Source organism: Acetomicrobium sp. UBA5826, from assembly GCF_002433005.1.
Lineage (GTDB): Bacteria > Synergistota > Synergistia > Synergistales > Acetomicrobiaceae > Acetomicrobium.
On record NZ_DJHF01000020.1, the window covers coordinates 124,221 to 142,295 of the forward strand.

Here is an 18,075-nt window from a genome sequence, read left to right on the forward strand (position 1 = left end):
TAAAAGCTGGCTTGTTTCAAATCTCAGCAATTAAGCTCCAGAGCCTATGGACGACAATTGAGTGACAATTCCTGCAAGCCAATTAGCCTGCGATGTAAGCTGAGAGAGGACGGTTTCCATCTGGCTGTATTGTTCTATCAGTCCCTTTTCTTTGATAGCAAGACGTTCTTCGAAATCGGAGATTCTTTTGTCTATTGCCGTAATTCTGTTATTCAGGAAATTTATCTGGCTTGCAACGCGTCCCTTGGTGCCTGTCGTGTTTCCGATTGCTACAGGAACGTTGTCTATCGTATTTCCGATGAATGTATCTATCTTCGACATTACCGTTGTCATCAAAGCTGCGACATCATCGGAATTCGTGGTCATGGCGCTCATAAACTTGTCTACGTCGAACTCCAACATTCCGCTTTTGCCGTAGTCCGTGGCTTCAGTTGTAATGCCGATCTGAGAAAGCATTGCGAAGGCACCGCCCGTGGCTATGGGGTCAGAGATTAAAGATCGCATTCTGGACTTGGTTTGCCACAACAGGGAATCTCCTCTGAGTAACCCTATCTTCTTTTGATATTCCTCCTGAGGGTCTTCGATAGGTTTTTCCGAAACCCTGACGTTTATCCAATCCATGGCCGCATTGTAGGCATCAATAAAGTCAGTGATGGCGTTAACCGCCTTTTCGGCATCCAATACTATATCGGTCACGACATGACCCGTGCCATTGAGCTTTAAAGTGAGGCCCTCTATAAGGTCGGAAATCTCATTATCGGATCTTTGGACTTCCAGTCCGTCAATTTTAATTTTTGCATCCTGTGCCGCCTGCAATTCATTAGTAAAATCGGATCCATCCCAAATTTCGAGGGCGCTCAATATACTATTGTCATCTGTGACCGTTATGGCATTAGCTTCTCCCGTCTCATTGCTGGTAATTATTAACCTGTTATCCATTATCTTCGCCGTTACCCCTATACTCTCTCCCTCGTTGGTCGTGGCCGAATTGATTTTTGATGCCAAAGAGGAAAGGGTGTCGCTGGCCGTGACCTGAATTGTAGTGATCTTGTCGCCCGATCCTATGGTAAAACTTCCCCCGGTAAATTCGTTTATTAGATCTCCTATGGTCTGCGTTGGATCGTCAAGCCTTTTGCTGGTGATGCTGTGGGCTTTGGCCAGGTGCAACACTTCGATATCGTATCTTGCGATTTCCGCATCGGCTGTTGCCGTTATACTCAAAACCGAAGAAGGGTCCAGAGAGCTGCCAACGTTAATTAGTTCGGCCGTTTTGGCCCTGTACGTGGATTCAAGCTTTAGGGGTGTCAACGCCGTTCGCAAACTCTTGAAGTTCGCGCTGAATTCGTTGTAGAGATCTATTTTAAATTCCAGCTTTTCCTTTTCGGCAGTCCAAATGTCGGTAACCTTGCGCTCCTGTTCCATAACTTTATCGATCATCGTGCCCCAATCTATCCCAGAGACCAAGCCTGTTACCTGGAAGAGAGGGTCGGTTGTAGCCATGGAGATAACCTCCTTATTATTGATCGGAGAAATTTTCGTTATTTATGATAACATGATTTAACGCTATAAGTAGTATCGACATATTTTGTATCTGCCTTTAAGGTGCTTTGGCAAGCAGAGTCAGGATATTACACCGCGAGCTTCGCTTTTTCGTTCGTGATGGTAAAATATTCATGCCGGAACAGTGAAAAAAGGTATTTTTGGCAGGAGGCAGTTTCTTTGCGAATAGATCAGAATAAAATTGAAAGGGTGTTGGTAATAGGCCTTTCATGTCTTGGGGATATGGTTATGGCCTCTGCTGCGTTGTGGAACTTGAGGCTTTTTTTGCCGAAGGCCGAATTTACCCTATGGGTGGGTCCAAGGGCATTAGCTGCCCTTTCCGAGGACCCGATGTGGGATAAAATAAGAGTCTACGATAGGGGAGGCGAATTTTCGGGATTCAAGGGGAGATTGAGGGCGATTAAGCTCATGAGGCAGGGGAAATATGACCTGATTGTCGACCTCAGGGCAACTGCAATGCCCCTGTTTTCGGGGGCCCGCTACGCGCCCCTATGGGGTTTGCGGGAGGTATTTTTGCCCAAGACATTACATGAAGCAGAAAGGACTTTGCAGGCCTTAGCGTCTCTTGGCATTCCAATACGGATAAGGCAGTTGAGGTTTTTCGTGCCTTTCGAGATGAAAGAAATGGTTAAAACAAAATATAAAGATGAGCTTAAGGATCGAAAACTGGTGATATTTAACCCCGGAGCCAACTGGCCGCCTAAGAGATGGCCTGTAGAAGGGTTTGTAAGTTTGGGCAGGCGCTTGATCTCGGAATTCGGTGCCGTAATAGGTGTGATAGGATATTCCGAGGAAGAACGTTCCCTGGGCATGGAAGTTCTGAAGGGGCTGCAAGAGATCGACACTCTCGATTTAACTGGAAAGGTCCCGCTGACAGAGCTAGGCGCCCTTCTTGGTATGGCCTCCCTTTTCGTTACCAACGACACGGGCACATTGCATATTGGAAGCGCCGTGGGCGTTCCTGTGGTGGGCCTTTATGGGCCATCAAGTCCAGAAAGATATGGCCCTTGGGGGACGAGACATAGGGTGGTGGCCCCCTCATTGCCCTGCGCGCCCTGTGTCGGAAAAGAGTGCGTATACGGGGATTTTGGATGCATGTCAAAAATAGGTGTTAATGATGTCTTTAGTGCCTGTGCGGAGCTTTTAGCATGAAAGGAGAGTCATGATTGATCAAATTCATAGAGGATCAGATAAATGATTCTATAGAATTAAAGAGGATGCTCTTGAGCGACGATTTGCTTGGTTGCGTGAAGATGGCAGCCGAGTTGATAATTCTTGCCTATAAAGGCGGAGGAAAGGTTTTATTTTGCGGAAACGGCGGTTCAGCTGCTGATGCACAGCATTTGGCAGCAGAGCTGGTGGGGAGATTTAAAAGAGAAAGAAAAGCCCTTCCTGCCATGGCCTTGCATGTCAATACAAGTGCGTTGACGGCGATCGCCAATGACTACGACTACTCCGATGTCTTTGTAAGGCAAATTGAGGCCTTTGGTAGGCCCGAGGATGTGCTCGTAGGGCTTTCCACCAGCGGCAAAAGCGCGAATGTATTAAAGGCCTTGGATTATGCGAAAAAGAATGGTTTAAAGACGATCGGTTTTACCGGTCGAAAGGCGGATACAATGTCTTCCCTGTGTGATGTCCTTTTGAGCGTGCCCTCGGAAGATACCCCCAGAATCCAAGAAGTTCACATTCTTTGGGGGCATATCATCTGCGGTTTGGTGGAGGATGGACTTTTCGATGAAAGAAAATAGAGGCAGACTGGCTGTAATACTTGCCGGCGGTTTGGGAACACGTCTTAGAGGCGTCGTCTCGGACGTTCCCAAGGCCTTGGCGCCTATAGCGGGGAGGCCCTTTTTGGATTGGCTGTTGACCATGTTAAGCTGCAGGGGGATTACAAAAATCCTGCTGCTTCTGGGGTATGGTGCAGATAAGATTATGGCCTTTGTAGAAGACGGAAGCAAATGGAACCTTAAAGCGACTTACAGTCTGGAGAAAGAGCCCTTAGACAAAGGGGGAGCACTGCGAAATGCATTGCCCTATATCGACGAGGGGACTTTTTTCTTCATGAATGGAGATACTTTGCTCGATATGGATCTGGGTGAAATGTTCGATTTCCATGTCAACAAAAGGGCAAAACTGACTATCGCATCCAGGCCATGGAAGGATCTGACCCGGGTAGATCCCTTGAAAGTCGATGACGAATCTAAGGTAGTATCCTTTGGAGAAAAGAACGTCCCGCCAGAGGAAGGCGGTTTTTGGTTTGTCAACGGGGGTTTCTATGTAGTCGATAGAGATATCGTGGAAGAGCTTCCATTGAGACGCCTGTCCTGGGAGAAGGAGGTTGTTCCGCAATTGGTTAGAAGGGGTGTTGTCTACTCATTCCGTTCGGGCGGTTATTTCATAGACATCGGCGTGCCAGAGGACTATTTTAAAGCTCAAAGGGAAATACCTTATATTCTGGGTTCATAGGAGGGTTTGCAGTTGAAGAGAGCATTTATAACTGGAATTGGAGGATTTATTGGGTCTCATCTGGCCAAAAAAATGTCCGAAGTCGGATATGAGGTATACGGATCTTATTTTCGTCCAACTTCTGACGTAGAAATGGTAAAACCCTATGCGGTTAAGACCTACAACATTGATGTAAGATATAAGCCTCATCTTAAAGAGGCTTTAGAGGAAGTCGGCCCCGATGTGGTGTATCACATGGCAGCACAAAGCTATCCCATGGAGTCCTTCAAAGCCCCGTCTTATACAATGGAAACCAACGTCTTGGGAACCTTAAATTTGTTTGAGTCCCTTCTGGAATTGGGTCTGAAATCTACAAGGATCATGCTTGCTTCTTCGACGGCGGCTTACGGATTTATCGATCCTTCCGAAACCCCAGTGAAGGAAAATCAGCCCTTCAGGCCCGCCCACGTATATGGCGTTTCAAAGGCCACACAGGACCTGCTTGGCTTTACCTATTTCAGTTCTTACGGGCTTGATATAATAAGGCTTCGCATTGGAAATTGCGTAGGTCCGGGCAGGAAAGGCGAAGTAGTTTCAGATTTCACATATAGAAGAGCCGCAATCGAGCTTGGAATGACAGAGCCCGTGTTTCGAGTGGGTAACCTCCATACGAAGAGGGCTTTTCTTGATGTAAGAGATGCCGTCGATTGTTTTTTGTCCCTCGAAAAACACGGAAGGAGTGGAGAGGCCTACAATGTTTCGGGAGAGAAGCCATGCTCGATCAAGGAACTTTTGGATATAGTCCTCGAAGGTTGCCCCGTCAAGGTGGAAATTGTCGTGGACAAAGATCTCGTCCGCGAAAAGGATGAACCCATATACTGGAACGACCTGAGCAAAGTGAAAGATGAAGCAGGCTTTGTTCAGAAGTTTTCTTTGAGGCAAACGGTTGAAGATATGGTTAGATGGTGGAGGGAAAATTTAAAAAAATAGGATAGAGGGTGACTGCAATGTATGTGGATATCGACGGTGAAAAGAAGGATGTCAAGGAGTTGGTCATAGAGGCCTTGGAGGAGACGAAAAAATACATTCCTGTTGTAGTGCAGGGAGTAGATCTCGTTGCACAGAAACTTGAAAGCGAAGATACGCAAGAAGCTCTAATGTTGATGTCGAAGCTCATGGAAGGTATCAGCTGGGTAATGAAAGTCATACAAAACAGTATAATGTTGTTGGGCGTAAAGGGCGAGAGCATTGCAGATGGGAATTTGCTCGATGCCAGTCAAGCCTTGACTCATTCCCTTGAAGACGCCATGCCCTGCCTGCAGGAGGGTAAATTTTTCGAGCTGGCCTATCGTTTGCGCGAAGAAATACTTCCCAAATTCAGGGAGATGAAGCCCTATGTGGACGAACTTCACGATATAGCGACAAAGGGAGAATGAGGGTTTGCGCTCAGCGGTTTTCCTCGATCGTGACGGCACTTTAATAGAGGATGTAGGATATCTCTCTTCAATTTCTCAAATTAAAGTCCTTCCGCGCGTTGTTGACGGTTTGAAGTTACTCAAGTCGATGGGATATCTTTTGATTGTGGTGACGAATCAGAGTGGAGTTGCGCGAGGTTTTTTCAGCGAAGGATTTGTGTTAAATGTTCACGATATTTTAGGTAGATTATTCAAGGATAATGGCGTTACTATCGATGCCTTTTATTATTGCCCCCACCATCCTACGGAGGGCTTACCCCCTTACAATGTTAATTGCGATTGCAGGAAGCCCAAAACGGGGATGATAAAAAGGGCTATCTGTGAGTATGATATAGATATATCCAAATCTTGGGTAATAGGCGATTCGCTCGTAGATGTGCAACTTGCAAGAAATGCAGGGTGCAAAGGTATACTTCTCAACAGAGATGATGATCTGCATTCGATCTCAAAGGAGTCCTTTTGCGATACTTCACTATATGAAGCCGTTAAATATGATTTATTTGAGGCGGCTCTGTACATTAAATCCGATGTTTCTTTACGTTCTCTTTGAGGTTTTGGAGGAGAGGGCAAAAAGTACCTTTTGAACATATTATTGTTCTTTAAACGTATTGTCGTGTTGGGAGGAAGCAGCCTTTGTCGCTGAAGAGGGGAATATTATATTTTATCGTGTTAACAATATGCGTTGGCACATTAGCCCTATATTACACCAGTGACGAGGAAACATGGCGATTATTCGCTTCAGCCAAAATGTCGTTGCTGTCTTTGGCCCTTATTTTTTCTATCGCAGCTTGGATATTTGATGCTCTTCGCATTCAGGCAATAGCAGCAATTATTGGCGAGAATGTTTCCCTTAAGTTGGCTCTTTCGCTGGTCTTTTTGAATGCCTTTGGCTCTGCCGTTACCCCCTTTCAAAGCGGCGGAGGCCCCCTTGTAATATATGCTCTTCACAGCAACGGGGTGCCTGTCGGAAAAGGGGTAGCCCTAACCATAGTGAGGACGATAATAACGGTGCTCGTACTTAGCGTTTTTGTGCCTCTGTCAATGCTCCTGGTTCCGGAAGCCTTTATCGACAGCCTTACGATGAAGGGCATGTTTCTTTACGCTGTTGTCTTCGTCATCTTGTTTTGCGCTGTAATTGTCATAAGTGTAGCAAAGTCAGATTCCATCAAACACATTGCTAAAGTAACTACGATACGCATTGGCAAGTTAAATGTCTTCAACTTGCGCGTCTTCTCGGCAGTCCGTTTTTTGAATCGGCAAATTGATCTGTATGTGCATAATATGCAATTATTGACAAATAGCGGATTTTTGAGGTTATCGCTGGTTTGCCTTTTAACTTTGCTTTATATTGTCTTTACCGTATCGGTGTTCCCTCTTCTCGCCTATGCCTTAGGCGTGAGCGTATCCTTTATGAAAGCCACGATACTTCAAGGGCTTTTCTTTTTTGTCCTATATTTCATACCGACTCCCGGAGCAAGCGGTGTAGCCGAGGGGGGCGGTGTGGTGGTGTACAAGACCTTGGTTCCTCTCAATATGGCAGGTCTTTTGTCGCTGGGATGGAGGTTTTTTACACATTATTTAGCCATAGCAATAGGCGTTGCAGTCGCCATTAGAACTATAGGAATGAACATAATAACTAAAATATTGGAGAGGAAAAGCGAAAATGAATCTACAGGAAATCAGGAAGACAGCTTTTAAGTGGAGAGGCGGTCTGTGGACTGCCCTTTATTTGATTATACTATTTTTGGCAAAGCCGACCCATGAAAGCATTATTTGGGGGATTATTTTCGTTGCTGCAGGCCAGGCGATTAGGTTTTGGGCGGCCGGTTCGATCGGGTTATACAGAGGAGTAGAGGTAAAGGCTTCAAAATTAACTACCTGGGGTCCCTATGCATTTGTCAGAAACCCCCTTTATCTGGGAAATGGCCTCATTGGTTTGGGGTGGGCGATTATGGCAGGTTATTTGAGCGTTTGGATTTTTTTGGTGTCCTTTTATATAATCTATTGCCTTTTGATCATACCCTATGAGGAGGGGTTTCTCCAAAACAAATTCGGCAATGAATATCTTAGTTACAAGGATAGAACCGGGACTTTAATTATAAAAAGGTGGCCGAAGATGGAGGAGATTAAAGGGCCGTTCTCACGGGAGGTTCTGGTAAAAAGCGAAAGACACTCTCTGCGGGTAACTATAGTAGGGAGCTTGTTGATCGTAAGTAGATTGTGGTGGTAAAGATGCCAGAGCTTGTGGTAATAAACAAAAAACCGAATATATTAAGCCGTTGCGTATTGCCTTCCCCTGCTTGTTCCTTTGAAATTATATATATCGAGGATATTGTCGTTCGCGTGGTTCCCTCCTATTTGGAGCCTTCCATAGACCCGCCTTTGTGGTTGCTCGAGGCGTGGAACAGATTTTGGAGGGGCGAAAGGCCTAAGGTAAAGTTGGGAACGCCAAGAAGGCCGTCTAGATTTTCTGAAAAGGTATATGAAGTTGTGGAAGGCATCCCCTTTGGGCACAAAAAAACTTACGGGGAGGTCGCTGCATTGGCGGGAAATCCAAAAGGAGCACGGGCTGTAGGCACTATCATGCGCTACAACCCTTGGCCCCCCTTTGTGCCCTGCCATAGGGTAATAGGCAAGGACGGAGATTTATTGGGCTATGGAGGTCCGCAGGGCATAAAAATAAAGGAAGCCCTTTTAGCCTATGAAGCCAAAGTATTAAATAATCCTTCCGCCGAATAGCCTCTCCCAGGTTTGAGCATACACTTTATTTTTCGAAAGAGGGTTAAGGGCGACCCCTTCTTCTATGGCAGCTTGGGCCACGGCCTCCGCTATGCGTGGAGTAACCTCGTCGGAAAAAAGAGGCGGCACTATGTTGTCGGGAGATAGCCGCTTTTCGTCAATTGATTGGGCAAATCCGTCGGCTGCCTTTAAAAGCATATTTGTCGTTATTGTCGCTGCTCGGACATCAAGGGCTCCTCTCATTATCCCAGGATATACCTGAAAACTGGCTATAGGATTGATGGTCGTAGTCCAATATAAACTGCTAGCCACTATAGCAGCTCCCTTTTCTTTTGCTAAAGCGGGATTAATTTCCGGTTCCGGCAGTGCCAAGGCAAATACAATGGGGTCTTGGTTCATGAGCTTAATGTAATCAGGTTCGAAGGCGTCCTTCGTCGATAGCCCTATTAGAACATCGGCTTGAGATATGGCTGCTTTAATATCTTGATAGTCCACGTTTAGGTCCAATCTTTCCGCCAATTCCGCTTGTTCCTTGCTCATGTAGGGATTTGTCTTTGTCAATATGCCATGGCTGTTAACCATTGCTATTCGGTTTGCTCCTGCTGAAAGCAGTAATCTTGCTGTCGATATGCCTGCCTTGCCTGCTCCCCATATAGCTATCTTGATATCAGAAAGATCCTTGCCTACTATGCGTAAGGCGTTTTTCAGAGCCCCGAAAAGCGCTACGGCAATTCCGTAATGATCATCGGAAGATACCGGAATATCCAATGAGCTTTGAAGTTTCCTTAATATTTCAAACGATGTCAGTGACGATATGTTGGACAGGTTTATTCCACCGACAGTGGGAGTTATCAACTTACATGTCTCGATGATCTCTTCGGCGCTTTTGGCTTCAAGGCAGAGGGGGAAGGCGTTTATGTCCCCAAATACTTTGTATATAAGACATTTGCCCTCCAATATCGGCAAAGCTGCAAATGGATCCTGTTCCTTGAGGCCCAAAATTGAAGAACCGTTTGAAACTACAAAGATCGAATTTCCCCTTCCCGTGTATTCAAAGGAAGCATCATTGTTCTTGCTTATCAGATCGGCGGCGGCATAGCTTCCCGGGAAGTATGCACAGGCCAAGTCGTCTTTGGTGCGAAGCCTTAATGATGGGTATGCCTTCACTTTGCCTTTAGTTCTTTTGTGCAGCTCGATTGCACGATGCCATTCCATTAACATTAAGTATCCTCCTCAAAAAAAGATTCGAAAGATTTTAAATCAATCATTTGGCCATCAAAGGGTGCTATAACCTTGCAGCTTTTGGTAGTCAAGGATGAGGCAATTTTTTCAGGACCGGCATCGATTACTCCTCGACCAAAATGGTTTAGCATGATCAGCTCCGGAGCCACCAGGTCTCTGATCAGAGCGACATGATCGACGGCTAAATGGTCAACACCATTTCTGATGTGATTGAAGGTCATGTTGACAACTAAAACCTTGCAACAATGATATCTTTTTACAATTTCTTCATCGTATCGTGTATCGCTTATAAAACCAAAGGGAGCAATCTCAGGATATCTCAATATAAAGCCGTAGCACTCCACTCCGTGATGAATCAACCGGACCGCTTCCAACATTCCCTCGCAGAGCGGTATCAGTCTTTTATCCTCCCAGTAATGAATTTTGCCAATTTTTGTGTTGAAGTGAGAGAGTAATATTTGTCCCTCTCCCATTGCAGCATCTCGGGGGAGGATGAGAGTGCCCCGTCTTTTAAAGCCGCCATGCGTAATTGCCTCAACCATAACATTTATGTCATTGCTATGGTCCAGGTGTTTATGTGTAAGCATGACCGTTTCCAGGATCTCCGGAGTAAAGGGTGTACCTGCTTCGCAAATTTTTACCAGCGAACCCGGACCCGGATCAATTAGGATGTGGTAGCCGAAAAGGCCAAGCCAGATGCCACCCGTGGAGCGGGTTTGGTTTATCATTACAAACCTGGCGCCGCCTGTACCTAAAAACTTAATGAATGCTCCCTTGAAGAATAGATCGGCAATATCGTTCATTTTGGAGTTACTCCTTAAAAAAGGGCAACATTTCCTTGAACTCGAAAGTCCCCGATTTGCTCAACCACTGATAGATAATGCTTTCTGTTGGCAGTAGCATGGCCCCGCATTGTGAAAGGACATTGAGGGCAGCAAGATGATGTTCTTTACGCCTGCTTCCTACCCCCTCTATGGCGATCACCACTTGGTATCCGTCATTTAACAGATCCATTGCCGTGCCCAATATGCATATATGGGTCTCTATGCCTGCTAATATTACCTGTTTCCTTTCCTGTCCTAGAAAATCTTTGAAATTGCCCTCATCGCAACAGGAAAAATGGATTTTTTCAAACCGGGGAGTTTCAGTGGGAAGCAACTCCAATACGTCGGAAACAGTTGGACCCAAACCCTTTGGGTATTGCTCTGTATATTTCGTCGGGATAGAGAGCACTTGGGCTGCCTTCAAAAGCAGCTTGATATTTCTTACAATTGACGTGTTATCGTAGATGGCGGGTAACAAACGTTCCTGTACGTCTATTATCAACAGCTGGGATTTGTCTTTTTTCAGTGTATAAGGCGTCATTCGGCCTGGTCCTCCTTTTGATTAATTGTCATATTTATTTTGCTTCAAATACAGTAATTTTTCCACTGGAAATTTTATTCCCGTTATGTTATTCTCTTTCGGCCATCGGTTGTATATGATGGCGGGAGGTGTAGGTGGCATGACAAACAAGAAGGATAGGCGTAATGCAAACGACGATAATCAACTTTATGTGGAGGATTTGCTTAAAATGATGTCTATGCAAGATTATCCACCATTCATTGAGAGGTTGCTTTCTCAAATTCAGGGTTTCATGTGGGGGTTTGTCTCCAACGGCGACGAGGTTAAAAGAATAGAAGAATTAGCTTCGGAGGGTTACGACCTCGACGATCCGCAATACTTATTGGAGCAGTTGGCATGGCTTAGAGAATACGCTGACGTTGTAGGTCCGGAGATAGACGGATTCGGACATGAGGAAGCCATCGTTCTCTCGTTTACGCCAGTTGATAACGATGAAGCGATGAGATGGGCAATAGATCATGCGGCGCTGTTTGCAAAAGAAACATGCCGAAGGATATGGATTATTGCCGAAAATTGGGAATTGAGCGATGTAATTCAGTACTCAAAGCACATAAAATCATTAACGGAAATGGGCGTTTCCCTTCGCTTCATCCTTTTGACTCCCTGGGGCTGGACGGAAATTCCGTTGTTCAGGGAAATAAGTGGAGACGAAAAGCGCGGCCTCCTTTGGAAAGAAAGATTTCGGAGAAGGAACAATCATCTTCAAAAGGGAAATGATGATGGAAAGACATCTTAGCCAAAAATAGAGGGGGGTTAACCCCCCTCTATTTTTTAAAGGGTCCAGGTAAATCACTCTTCGGTCATTTGGCCAAGTCGTAATCCGGCCATTGCTGGAGCAAGATTGGTCGTGTCCGAAAGAGGCGATATTTTGTCGCCAAAATATGCGCCGCTTATTATTGCGCCTCCCGTTTGTGCAGGAGGTATCCCTAGACCAGCTCCTATACCCATCAGGGCGATGCCCATTGTCCCGATGGTTCCCCATGAAGTACCTGTGGCTAGAGACACTATGGAACAAATTAATAATGTCGCTACGAGGAAAAATTTTGGCGAAATGACCATAAGTCCGTAATAAATCATTGATGGAACTACGCCCGCTTTTATCCACACTCCTATAAGGACTCCGATAATTGCAAGTATCACTATTGCTTGTAAAGCCTGGGTAATTCCCTGCATCATGCCCGTCTCGATGTCTTTCCATTTGTAACCGACCTTGAGTGCGATGATGCTTGCAAAGAGCGATCCCATTAATAGTGGAACGTGAGGATCTGTGTGATATACTGCGAGGCAGATTGCCATTACAAAGATGAGCGCTCCTATTGAGATCAACGAATCGATGATCCTTGGCCTAGGTTCTCCTTTTGCCTTCAATTAAGACGCCCCCTAACCTGTGTAGTTATTTTTCAATAGACACTTCGACAACGACCGTTAACGAACGTTAACGAACGTTATCGAAGTGTCCATTGAAAAGTTATGTTTATGGCGAAAGGTGAATTTTCTTTAACTTAATGGCGGGGCTATTACCCTCCGCTGATCATATGTATTACTTGAACTTCATCGCCGTCGTTGACGGTGGTTGTCTCAAACTTGTCACGAGGAACGGGTTTGTCGTTAATCCAAACGCCGATCATGGGAAAGACAAACCTTTTGGCCTCGAGGATGTCTTTTACAGTAAGCCCCGGACGCCACTCCATCTCCTCGCCGTTTACTCTTATCATATTCTTACTCCTCCCAGTTATCCTCGGGCTTTGAGTGTTTCCTCACCACTTCTACGACATCAGGATAGTCGATTCCTAAACGTTTCAAGGTCTCTACTGTTGGAATGCCGTTTTTGTTCCAGCCCCTGCGCTTGTACACTGCATCTACCAGCTGTTCCCATTGGGATAAGCGATATTCCTGTAATTTCCGAATCTTTTCTTCGGTGGTCAGACCTTTGGAATCTATCCCTGCTGCCTTTAATTCGTTATCGTAATATTCCGTTCTGACCTCCCACTCTTCGGGAAAGACGGGTCCAATTGCCCTCAAAGGTATGTTGTGGTCTCTTCGAGTTCCCTTGCCCAGCCTCAGTTGGAATACTCTTTGGAAGTTGTATACCCTTTCGGACTGGACTATTAGCTCTTCTTTGGTGATGCTCTTCCCGGTTACGGCGTTGAAGAGATCGACGTAGTTTTGTACGTGTTCCGGAACTTTTGCGGCCTCTATGCCTTTATATTTGACCACGTTGTCCGCAGGTTCGATATCGTTCCATGGCAGTTTGCAGAGACCAACCAGGGAGAACCATAGCCTGAAGTTGGGGAAGTAGTGGAGCGCCTCGGCTTTATCCTCGAAGGTTGGAAGTTGTTTGTTTACCCTGTCCATGAAAATAAGCCAGGCTTCGTCGTGTTGAGGGCCTTTAAGGGTGAGGAAATAACCGCCCCATTGAGCTACGGATTCTTTCGGGACATACTCTGATACTTCTATGCCCTGGCCTTCCATCCCTATCTTTTCCATCACTTCGAAGGGAGCTCCGTATTTTTCCGCGAATACCTTTTTCATTTTATGTATGCCAAGCCCTACGATGCTGGCAAACTTATCGTCTCCGCGACCCATTCTGTGTATCAATTCCATAAGATCATCTTTCGAGCCGAACTTCAGCTCGAGCCCGTTGGTGATATCTTTATTTAGAAAACCCAATTCGTAGCATTCGCATACGAAAGCGAGCCCCGTTCCCAAGGATATGGTATCGATGCCGTAATGATCGGCGTAAAAGTTTGCTTCAATGATCCATTCGGGATCGAATATGCCGATGTTCGATCCCAACCCTGCACATGTCTCATATTCAGGGCCGTCGACGGTAACCTTTTTGCCCTTCAAAGGACCTGTCTTTAGTTCGAAACCATCTACTGCTTTCGCACAAGCCATGGAGCAGCCATACCAACATCCGTCAGGTATTCCTTGCGTGAATAGTTTTTCGAATATTTTAGAGTGGATTTTCGAAGCCTCAGGGTGTTGGCCGAACTTGTAGTTGTGAACAGGTAGGAGATGATATTCGTTCATTATTTCGTTTAAATGAGGGGTGCCCACTTTGCGCATTTTGTTCTGTTGGTCGTCCAGGTCTCTGATCTCCTTATGAAGCTTTAGGCCCGTTCTTTGCAGCACCGATATATCTGCAGGGTTATTGCTGGCAGGACCTACGCCCCTTTTTCTAACGACGATGGCAGCCAGTTTTTTATCTCTAAAGACCGTTCCGCCGCCTCCTCTTCCTGCTTGTTTCAGGCGCGGGGTTTTGCGCCTCAAGTCGTAGAAACTCATGTTGAGACATCCCCAGTTAGTGGTTTCTGCCCCTTTTCCGGTTGATGCGACCGATATGTTGCGTTTGTCCTCTTCGCTGTCTGCAAAATACTCGTGCAAAGCTTCTGTAATGGTAACGGCATTTATATCCTCGAAGGGAGATTCGTAAACTTCAACTTTATTGTTGTCTCCATCGATGAAAAGTATTACATCCCTGTCGGATTTGCCCTGAACCTCCAAGGCGTCCCACCCGGAAAATTTAAGCAAAGGACCGAAATAGCCTCCTGCGTTACTGTCGTAGGTCTGCTCTGTCAGTGGTGAGATGAATACGGTATAACATTTTCCGGATCCGGGGTATTGGGTGATTCCGCACAAAGGACCTCCTGAAATCACTAACTCGTTTTCAGGATCGTTCCACTTTGTGGTGTCCTTCACTGCGTCCCAGAGCAGTTTAAGTCCGAATCCCCTTCCGCCAACGAACTTTTCCTTCATATCTTCCGTAACGGGTTTTTCTTTAAAAGAGCGGTCGCCAATGTTGACGTAAAGTGTCCTTCCGGCATATCCTCTTTCGATTTTTTTCGGCTCGTATTTCCATTCCGCAAGAAGCTTCATCTTCTCCACGGATTATCCCCCCTTTGTTAATCTTGCTTGAGTTCGAGCGCTTCCGACGGGCACTCTTTGCTGCAGATGCCGCAGGCTATACATTTGAAAGGCTTTTCTCTTTTTTCGACAACGAACATGCTTTCCGTCGGGCAAAATCCTGCGCACATGAGGCATCCGACGCACTTACTTTCATCAATGCGTACCACTCCGCTGTTATCCCGTTTGATGGCCAAAGTAGGGCAATAATCGATGCACTCGCCGCACTGATTACACACGTTGATAGCATAACCCGATTCGCTGCTGCTTACCTGAATCCTAGATAGTTCTTTGTCCTCTTCTTTGAACCAAGTCTTTGAACAGGTTAACATACAGCTTTCGCATCCCACGCATCTTTCCGGATATGTTGCAAGCCATTTCATTCCTTTCCCCCCTTTGTCGCCTTATAAATTTCCTTTCCCCCTTGGGCGAATCTGAAATGCCTCTGTGTCATAATTATATAGTATAAATTATTATTTAACTATACATAACAATCTAATTTACAAAAAATTTTGTTATGATAGATATGACAAGAATGGCGGGAGGTTGTAAATATAGATATGAGAGCAGTTGATATTATAAAGAAGAAAAGAGACGGGATACACCTGAGGAAGGAAGAAATAAATTTTTTAATAAAGGGTTGTTCATCCGATGTTATTCCTGACTATCAAATAGCAGCCTTTTTGATGGCCACGTATTTTAGGGGCATGAGCTACGAGGAAGTTGCATCTTTTACATTAGCCATGGCCAATTCGGGAAAAATAGCGGACTTATCTTCCATAAAGGGCGTAAAAATCGACAAACACAGCACAGGGGGAGTGGCCGATACGACAACTTTAATCGTTTGTCCCCTTGTAGCTGCTTGTGGAGTCCCGATAGCTAAAATGTCGGGAAGAGGGCTCGGACACACCGGAGGAACCTTGGATAAGCTCGAATCTATACCGGGTATGAGGGTTTCTTTGCCCCTTGAGGAATTCGTCGATATAGCAAACACTATAGGCATCTCTATAATTGGCCAGACGGAAGATCTCGTTCCTGCTGACAAAAAGTTTTACGCACTGAGAGACGTTACCGCCACAGTGGATTCCATTCCGCTCATTGCCAGCTCCATTATGAGTAAAAAGATTGCAGGCGGATCCGACGGCATAGTATTAGATGTAAAAGTAGGAGACGGTGCCTTTATGAAGGATGTCGATGAAGCCGTAAAACTGGCGAAGACCATGGTTAACATAGGCGAAAGTGCAGGCAAAAAAACGGTGGCGGTAATAACGGATATGAATCAGCCTTTAGGACAGGCAATCGGAAACTCCCTGGAGGTGATGGAAGCCTGCGAGGCCTTGAAGGGCAGGGGTAATAGAGATTTAATGGAGGTATGTTTTGCACTTGGAAGTTTAATGTCTATCTTGGCTGGCGTAGCGAAAGACAGAGAGGAAGCCTTGGATCTATTGAGAGATGCGCTTAATTCCGGTAGGGGAATGATTAAGCTAAAGCAAATGGTCATGGCTCAAGGTGGTGACGTGAATGCGCTGGAAGATTATTCTTTACTCCCTCAAGCAAGATTTAAATACGAACTAAAAGCAAAAGCAGATGGCTACGTCTCAAAGATGGCTGCCGAGAGGCTTGGGATATGCGCTATGAAGCTTGGGGCTGGAAGAGAGAAAAAAGAAGACAGGATCGACCTGTCGGCAGGTATATTTCTAAATAAAAAGGTAGGAGAACACGTTAATAAAGGAGAAAATATAGCCACACTCTACGGAAACGACGAAAAACGCCTCCAAGAGGTATTGCCAGAAGCGGAAGCTTCGATAAAGATTTCAGGGCAAAAAGAAAGCAAGAGGAAACTCGTATATGGGATAGTCAGGAAAGATGGCATTGAGATGTTTTAACCCTCAACCGAAGATGTCGTTACGAAGGGGTTCATGGGCAAAAATTGCAGTTGAAAATAGCTTCTTTTGATGATAATATTTCTTAGCTCGGGGCGTAGCGCAGTTTGGTTAGCGCGCTAGTTTTGGGAACTAGAGGTCGCGAGTTCGAATCTCGCCGCCCCGACCAATTATTAAAATAAAACTTTCCTCTATGCGATTTTGCCCTGTCGGGATTCCTTCAGGGTTTTTGTGCGTTTATGAGCATAAAGCAGTGTTATGCTGCTAAGGAACCAAACTCGTCTATAACCGGAGGGCAACAGTTTGGAGCAGAAAAAAGACAAAACTGCAGTTCCAATTAGGCGAGGCCCGCTGGTTAATGCATATTATGACACATACAAGCCTAACAGCTTCGTTGGGCAAAATACATTCCTCACAATGCCGCAAGAAGATGCTGAAGTTCCAACATTTGAAAATTCAAAGCATCTACTGCCTGAGCCAATTTGGGAAGAGCACCAATCTGCTATCGATTGTTACTGGAAAACCTGGCAGTTAGCATTCAAGAATCTGCGCAAATTGAATCCGGAAAGTGGTTTTGTAGCAAACTATATAGACACTGCATTCAATGGCTGCATATTCATGTGGGACACATGTTTCATATTGATGTTTGCCCGCTACGGCAGCAGAGCGTTCAGCTTTTTGAGAACCCTGGACAATTTCTACAGCAAGCAGCACAAAGACGGCTTCATATGTCGTGAAATCGGCCAGCATCTCGGTGACGACAGATTTCAACGCTTCGACCCAACTTCTACCGGCCCCGAGTTGATGCCCTGGACCGAATGGGAATATTACCTGAACATGGGAGACAAAGATAGGCTTGCTCGCGTTTTTCCTGTGCTCGCTGCATATCATCAATGGATGCGGGATTACCGGACTTGGCCGGATGGAACTTATTGGGCATCAGGATGGGCATGCGGCATGGACAATCAGCCAAGAATGGGACACAATCTGCCCGGATACATCGAGTTGTTCTATCACGATCATATGGTTTGGCTCGACACTTGCCTGCAAGGAGTGCTGGCTGCCGGTATTCTCGTCCGGATGGCCGAAGAGCTTGGTAGAGAAGATGATATCCCCAAGATGAAACAAGAGATCGATGATCTGACCAGGATCGTCAACGCCAGGCTGTGGGACAAAAAGACCCATTTCTACTATGATCTCCATAAAGACGGCAAACTGAGTGACTGTAAGAGTATCGCAGCATTTTGGGCGCTGTTGGCCGGNNCGTCTCAAGTCATTCCTCGCTCATCTGGAAAATCCTGATGAATTCAAAAGAGCGCACATGGTTCCCTCATTATCCGCGGATGATCTCCAGTATAATCCAAATGGCGATTATTGGAGAGGCAGCGTCTGGCCTCCGACGAACTACATGATATTGCGTG

At 45.7% G+C, this 18,075-nt stretch carries 21 protein-coding genes and 1 tRNA gene; 14 read left to right on the forward strand and 8 right to left on the reverse strand.

All coding sequences use genetic code 11. The features are described 5' to 3' along the window. Positions 1-30: 30 nt before the first annotated feature. A complete protein-coding gene (gene fliD, locus B3N34_RS06925; protein WP_286976151.1) occupies positions 31-1,500 on the reverse strand; it encodes a flagellar filament capping protein FliD in 1,470 nt (489 codons plus the stop codon). Positions 1,501-1,719: 219 nt separating this feature from the next. Here fliD and B3N34_RS06930 point away from each other — a divergent pair, with 219 nt between their 5' ends. The 9 genes from B3N34_RS06930 to B3N34_RS06970 all read left to right on the forward strand — a co-directional run bounded on the left by B3N34_RS06930 (position 1,720) and on the right by B3N34_RS06970 (position 8,219). Further along, positions 1,720-2,712 carry a glycosyltransferase family 9 protein gene (locus tag B3N34_RS06930; RefSeq protein WP_273702246.1) on the forward strand — a complete coding sequence of 331 codons (993 nt, stop codon included), beginning with the start codon at positions 1,720-1,722 and terminating at the stop codon, positions 2,710-2,712. 14 nt (positions 2,713-2,726) lie between these two features. Beyond that, complete coding sequence (gene gmhA, locus B3N34_RS06935; protein WP_286976155.1) at positions 2,727-3,308, forward strand: D-sedoheptulose 7-phosphate isomerase; 582 nt, start codon at positions 2,727-2,729, stop codon at positions 3,306-3,308. After that, positions 3,295-4,026, forward strand: coding sequence for a nucleotidyltransferase family protein (locus tag B3N34_RS06940; RefSeq protein WP_286976156.1), 732 nt, complete (start codon positions 3,295-3,297; stop codon positions 4,024-4,026). Before gmhA ends, B3N34_RS06940 begins: the two co-directional genes overlap by 14 nt. Before the next feature lie 12 nt (positions 4,027-4,038). After that, positions 4,039-4,995, forward strand: coding sequence for a GDP-mannose 4,6-dehydratase (locus tag B3N34_RS06945; RefSeq protein ID WP_286976157.1), 957 nt, complete (start codon positions 4,039-4,041; stop codon positions 4,993-4,995). Positions 4,996-5,012: 17 nt separating this feature from the next. Next, positions 5,013-5,441 carry a hypothetical protein gene (locus B3N34_RS06950; protein ID WP_091460302.1) on the forward strand — a complete coding sequence of 143 codons (429 nt, stop codon included), beginning with the start codon at positions 5,013-5,015 and terminating at the stop codon, positions 5,439-5,441. Between the two features lie 4 nt (positions 5,442-5,445). Then, the gene (locus B3N34_RS06955) at positions 5,446-6,030 is read left to right on the forward strand and encodes a D-glycero-alpha-D-manno-heptose-1,7-bisphosphate 7-phosphatase (RefSeq protein ID WP_286976160.1); all 585 of its coding nucleotides are present in this window, start codon (positions 5,446-5,448) and stop codon (positions 6,028-6,030) included. Between the two features lie 83 nt (positions 6,031-6,113). Next, positions 6,114-7,178, forward strand: a complete 1,065-nt coding sequence (locus tag B3N34_RS06960) for a lysylphosphatidylglycerol synthase transmembrane domain-containing protein (protein ID WP_286976162.1) — start codon at positions 6,114-6,116, stop codon at positions 7,176-7,178. Then, positions 7,144-7,710, forward strand: a complete 567-nt coding sequence (locus B3N34_RS06965; RefSeq protein WP_286976164.1) for a methyltransferase family protein — start codon at positions 7,144-7,146, stop codon at positions 7,708-7,710. The genes B3N34_RS06960 and B3N34_RS06965 overlap by 35 nt, the downstream gene beginning before the upstream one ends. Before the next feature lie 2 nt (positions 7,711-7,712). Beyond that, positions 7,713-8,219 (forward strand): methylated-DNA--[protein]-cysteine S-methyltransferase, encoded by a 507-nt coding sequence (locus tag B3N34_RS06970; protein WP_286976167.1) that lies wholly within the window; start codon positions 7,713-7,715, stop codon positions 8,217-8,219. Here the strand turns inward: B3N34_RS06970 and B3N34_RS06975 are convergent. Genes B3N34_RS06975 through B3N34_RS06985 form a run of 3 tightly spaced genes read right to left on the reverse strand, consistent with a single transcriptional unit; the run spans position 8,196 to position 10,826 of the window. Next, on the reverse strand, positions 8,196-9,440 hold the full coding sequence (locus B3N34_RS06975) for an NAD(P)-dependent malic enzyme (RefSeq protein ID WP_286976169.1): 1,245 nt from the start codon (positions 9,438-9,440) through the stop codon (positions 8,196-8,198). The genes B3N34_RS06970 and B3N34_RS06975 overlap by 24 nt on opposite strands. Continuing rightward, entirely contained in the window at positions 9,440-10,264 is an 825-nt protein-coding gene (locus tag B3N34_RS06980; protein ID WP_286976171.1) for an MBL fold metallo-hydrolase, read from the reverse strand. Before B3N34_RS06980 ends, B3N34_RS06975 begins: the two co-directional genes overlap by 1 nt. Before the next feature lie 7 nt (positions 10,265-10,271). Next, positions 10,272-10,826, reverse strand: a complete 555-nt coding sequence (locus B3N34_RS06985) for a hydrolase (RefSeq protein WP_286976174.1) — start codon at positions 10,824-10,826, stop codon at positions 10,272-10,274. Positions 10,827-10,965: 139 nt separating this feature from the next. Between B3N34_RS06985 and B3N34_RS06990 the strand changes: the two genes are divergently transcribed. Continuing rightward, positions 10,966-11,601, forward strand: a complete 636-nt coding sequence (locus tag B3N34_RS06990; protein ID WP_286976176.1) for a hypothetical protein — start codon at positions 10,966-10,968, stop codon at positions 11,599-11,601. Positions 11,602-11,654: 53 nt separating this feature from the next. Here the strand turns inward: B3N34_RS06990 and B3N34_RS06995 are convergent, their stop codons facing one another. The 4 genes from B3N34_RS06995 to B3N34_RS07010 all read right to left on the reverse strand — a co-directional run bounded on the left by B3N34_RS06995 (position 11,655) and on the right by B3N34_RS07010 (position 15,154). Continuing rightward, positions 11,655-12,233, reverse strand: a complete 579-nt coding sequence (locus B3N34_RS06995) for a Na+/H+ antiporter NhaC family protein (RefSeq protein ID WP_349679701.1) — start codon at positions 12,231-12,233, stop codon at positions 11,655-11,657. 149 nt (positions 12,234-12,382) lie between these two features. Beyond that, positions 12,383-12,580: a sulfur carrier protein ThiS gene (thiS, locus tag B3N34_RS07000; protein WP_091460286.1), complete on the reverse strand. Its 198-nt coding sequence runs from the start codon at positions 12,578-12,580 to the stop codon at positions 12,383-12,385. Positions 12,581-12,584: 4 nt separating this feature from the next. Continuing rightward, a complete protein-coding gene (locus B3N34_RS07005; RefSeq protein WP_286976179.1) occupies positions 12,585-14,753 on the reverse strand; it encodes an aldehyde ferredoxin oxidoreductase family protein in 2,169 nt (722 codons plus the stop codon). A gap of 17 nt (positions 14,754-14,770) precedes the next feature. Continuing rightward, the gene (locus B3N34_RS07010) at positions 14,771-15,154 is read right to left on the reverse strand and encodes a 4Fe-4S binding protein (RefSeq protein ID WP_213698780.1); all 384 of its coding nucleotides are present in this window, start codon (positions 15,152-15,154) and stop codon (positions 14,771-14,773) included. A 177-nt stretch (positions 15,155-15,331) separates the two neighbouring features. On the opposite strand from B3N34_RS07010, the gene B3N34_RS07015 reads away from it, so the two are divergent. The 4 genes from B3N34_RS07015 to B3N34_RS09850 all read left to right on the forward strand — a co-directional run. Then, complete coding sequence (locus B3N34_RS07015; protein ID WP_286976183.1) at positions 15,332-16,657, forward strand: pyrimidine-nucleoside phosphorylase; 1,326 nt, start codon at positions 15,332-15,334, stop codon at positions 16,655-16,657. 88 nt (positions 16,658-16,745) lie between these two features. Further along, positions 16,746-16,823, forward strand: a tRNA-Pro gene (locus tag B3N34_RS07020). Positions 16,824-17,272: 449 nt separating this feature from the next. After that, positions 17,273-17,956 (forward strand): MGH1-like glycoside hydrolase domain-containing protein, encoded by a 684-nt coding sequence (locus B3N34_RS09845; RefSeq protein WP_422652828.1) that lies wholly within the window; start codon positions 17,273-17,275, stop codon positions 17,954-17,956. Positions 17,957-17,975: 19 nt separating this feature from the next. Beyond that, positions 17,976-18,075 (forward strand): hypothetical protein (locus B3N34_RS09850; protein ID WP_414632104.1); only part of this gene is annotated, 100 nt, incomplete at its 3' end.

Coding starts and splice junctions, on each gene's coding strand:
- fliD (WP_286976151.1), bottom strand. CDS start 1,500: ATGGCTACAACCGACCCTCTCTTCCAGGTAACAGGCTTGGTCTCTGGG.
- B3N34_RS06940 (WP_286976156.1), top strand. CDS start 3,295: ATGAAAGAAAATAGAGGCAGACTGGCTGTAATACTTGCCGGCGGTTTG.
- B3N34_RS06950 (WP_091460302.1), top strand. CDS start 5,013: ATGTATGTGGATATCGACGGTGAAAAGAAGGATGTCAAGGAGTTGGTC.
- B3N34_RS06965 (WP_286976164.1), top strand. CDS start 7,144: ATGAATCTACAGGAAATCAGGAAGACAGCTTTTAAGTGGAGAGGCGGT.
- B3N34_RS06970 (WP_286976167.1), top strand. CDS start 7,713: ATGCCAGAGCTTGTGGTAATAAACAAAAAACCGAATATATTAAGCCGT.
- B3N34_RS06975 (WP_286976169.1), bottom strand. CDS start 9,440: ATGTTAATGGAATGGCATCGTGCAATCGAGCTGCACAAAAGAACTAAA.
- B3N34_RS06980 (WP_286976171.1), bottom strand. CDS start 10,264: ATGAACGATATTGCCGATCTATTCTTCAAGGGAGCATTCATTAAGTTT.
- B3N34_RS06985 (WP_286976174.1), bottom strand. CDS start 10,826: ATGACGCCTTATACACTGAAAAAAGACAAATCCCAGCTGTTGATAATA.
- B3N34_RS06990 (WP_286976176.1), top strand. CDS start 10,966: ATGACAAACAAGAAGGATAGGCGTAATGCAAACGACGATAATCAACTT.
- thiS (WP_091460286.1), bottom strand. CDS start 12,580: ATGATAAGAGTAAACGGCGAGGAGATGGAGTGGCGTCCGGGGCTTACT.
- B3N34_RS07010 (WP_213698780.1), bottom strand. CDS start 15,154: ATGAAATGGCTTGCAACATATCCGGAAAGATGCGTGGGATGCGAAAGC.
- B3N34_RS07015 (WP_286976183.1), top strand. CDS start 15,332: ATGAGAGCAGTTGATATTATAAAGAAGAAAAGAGACGGGATACACCTG.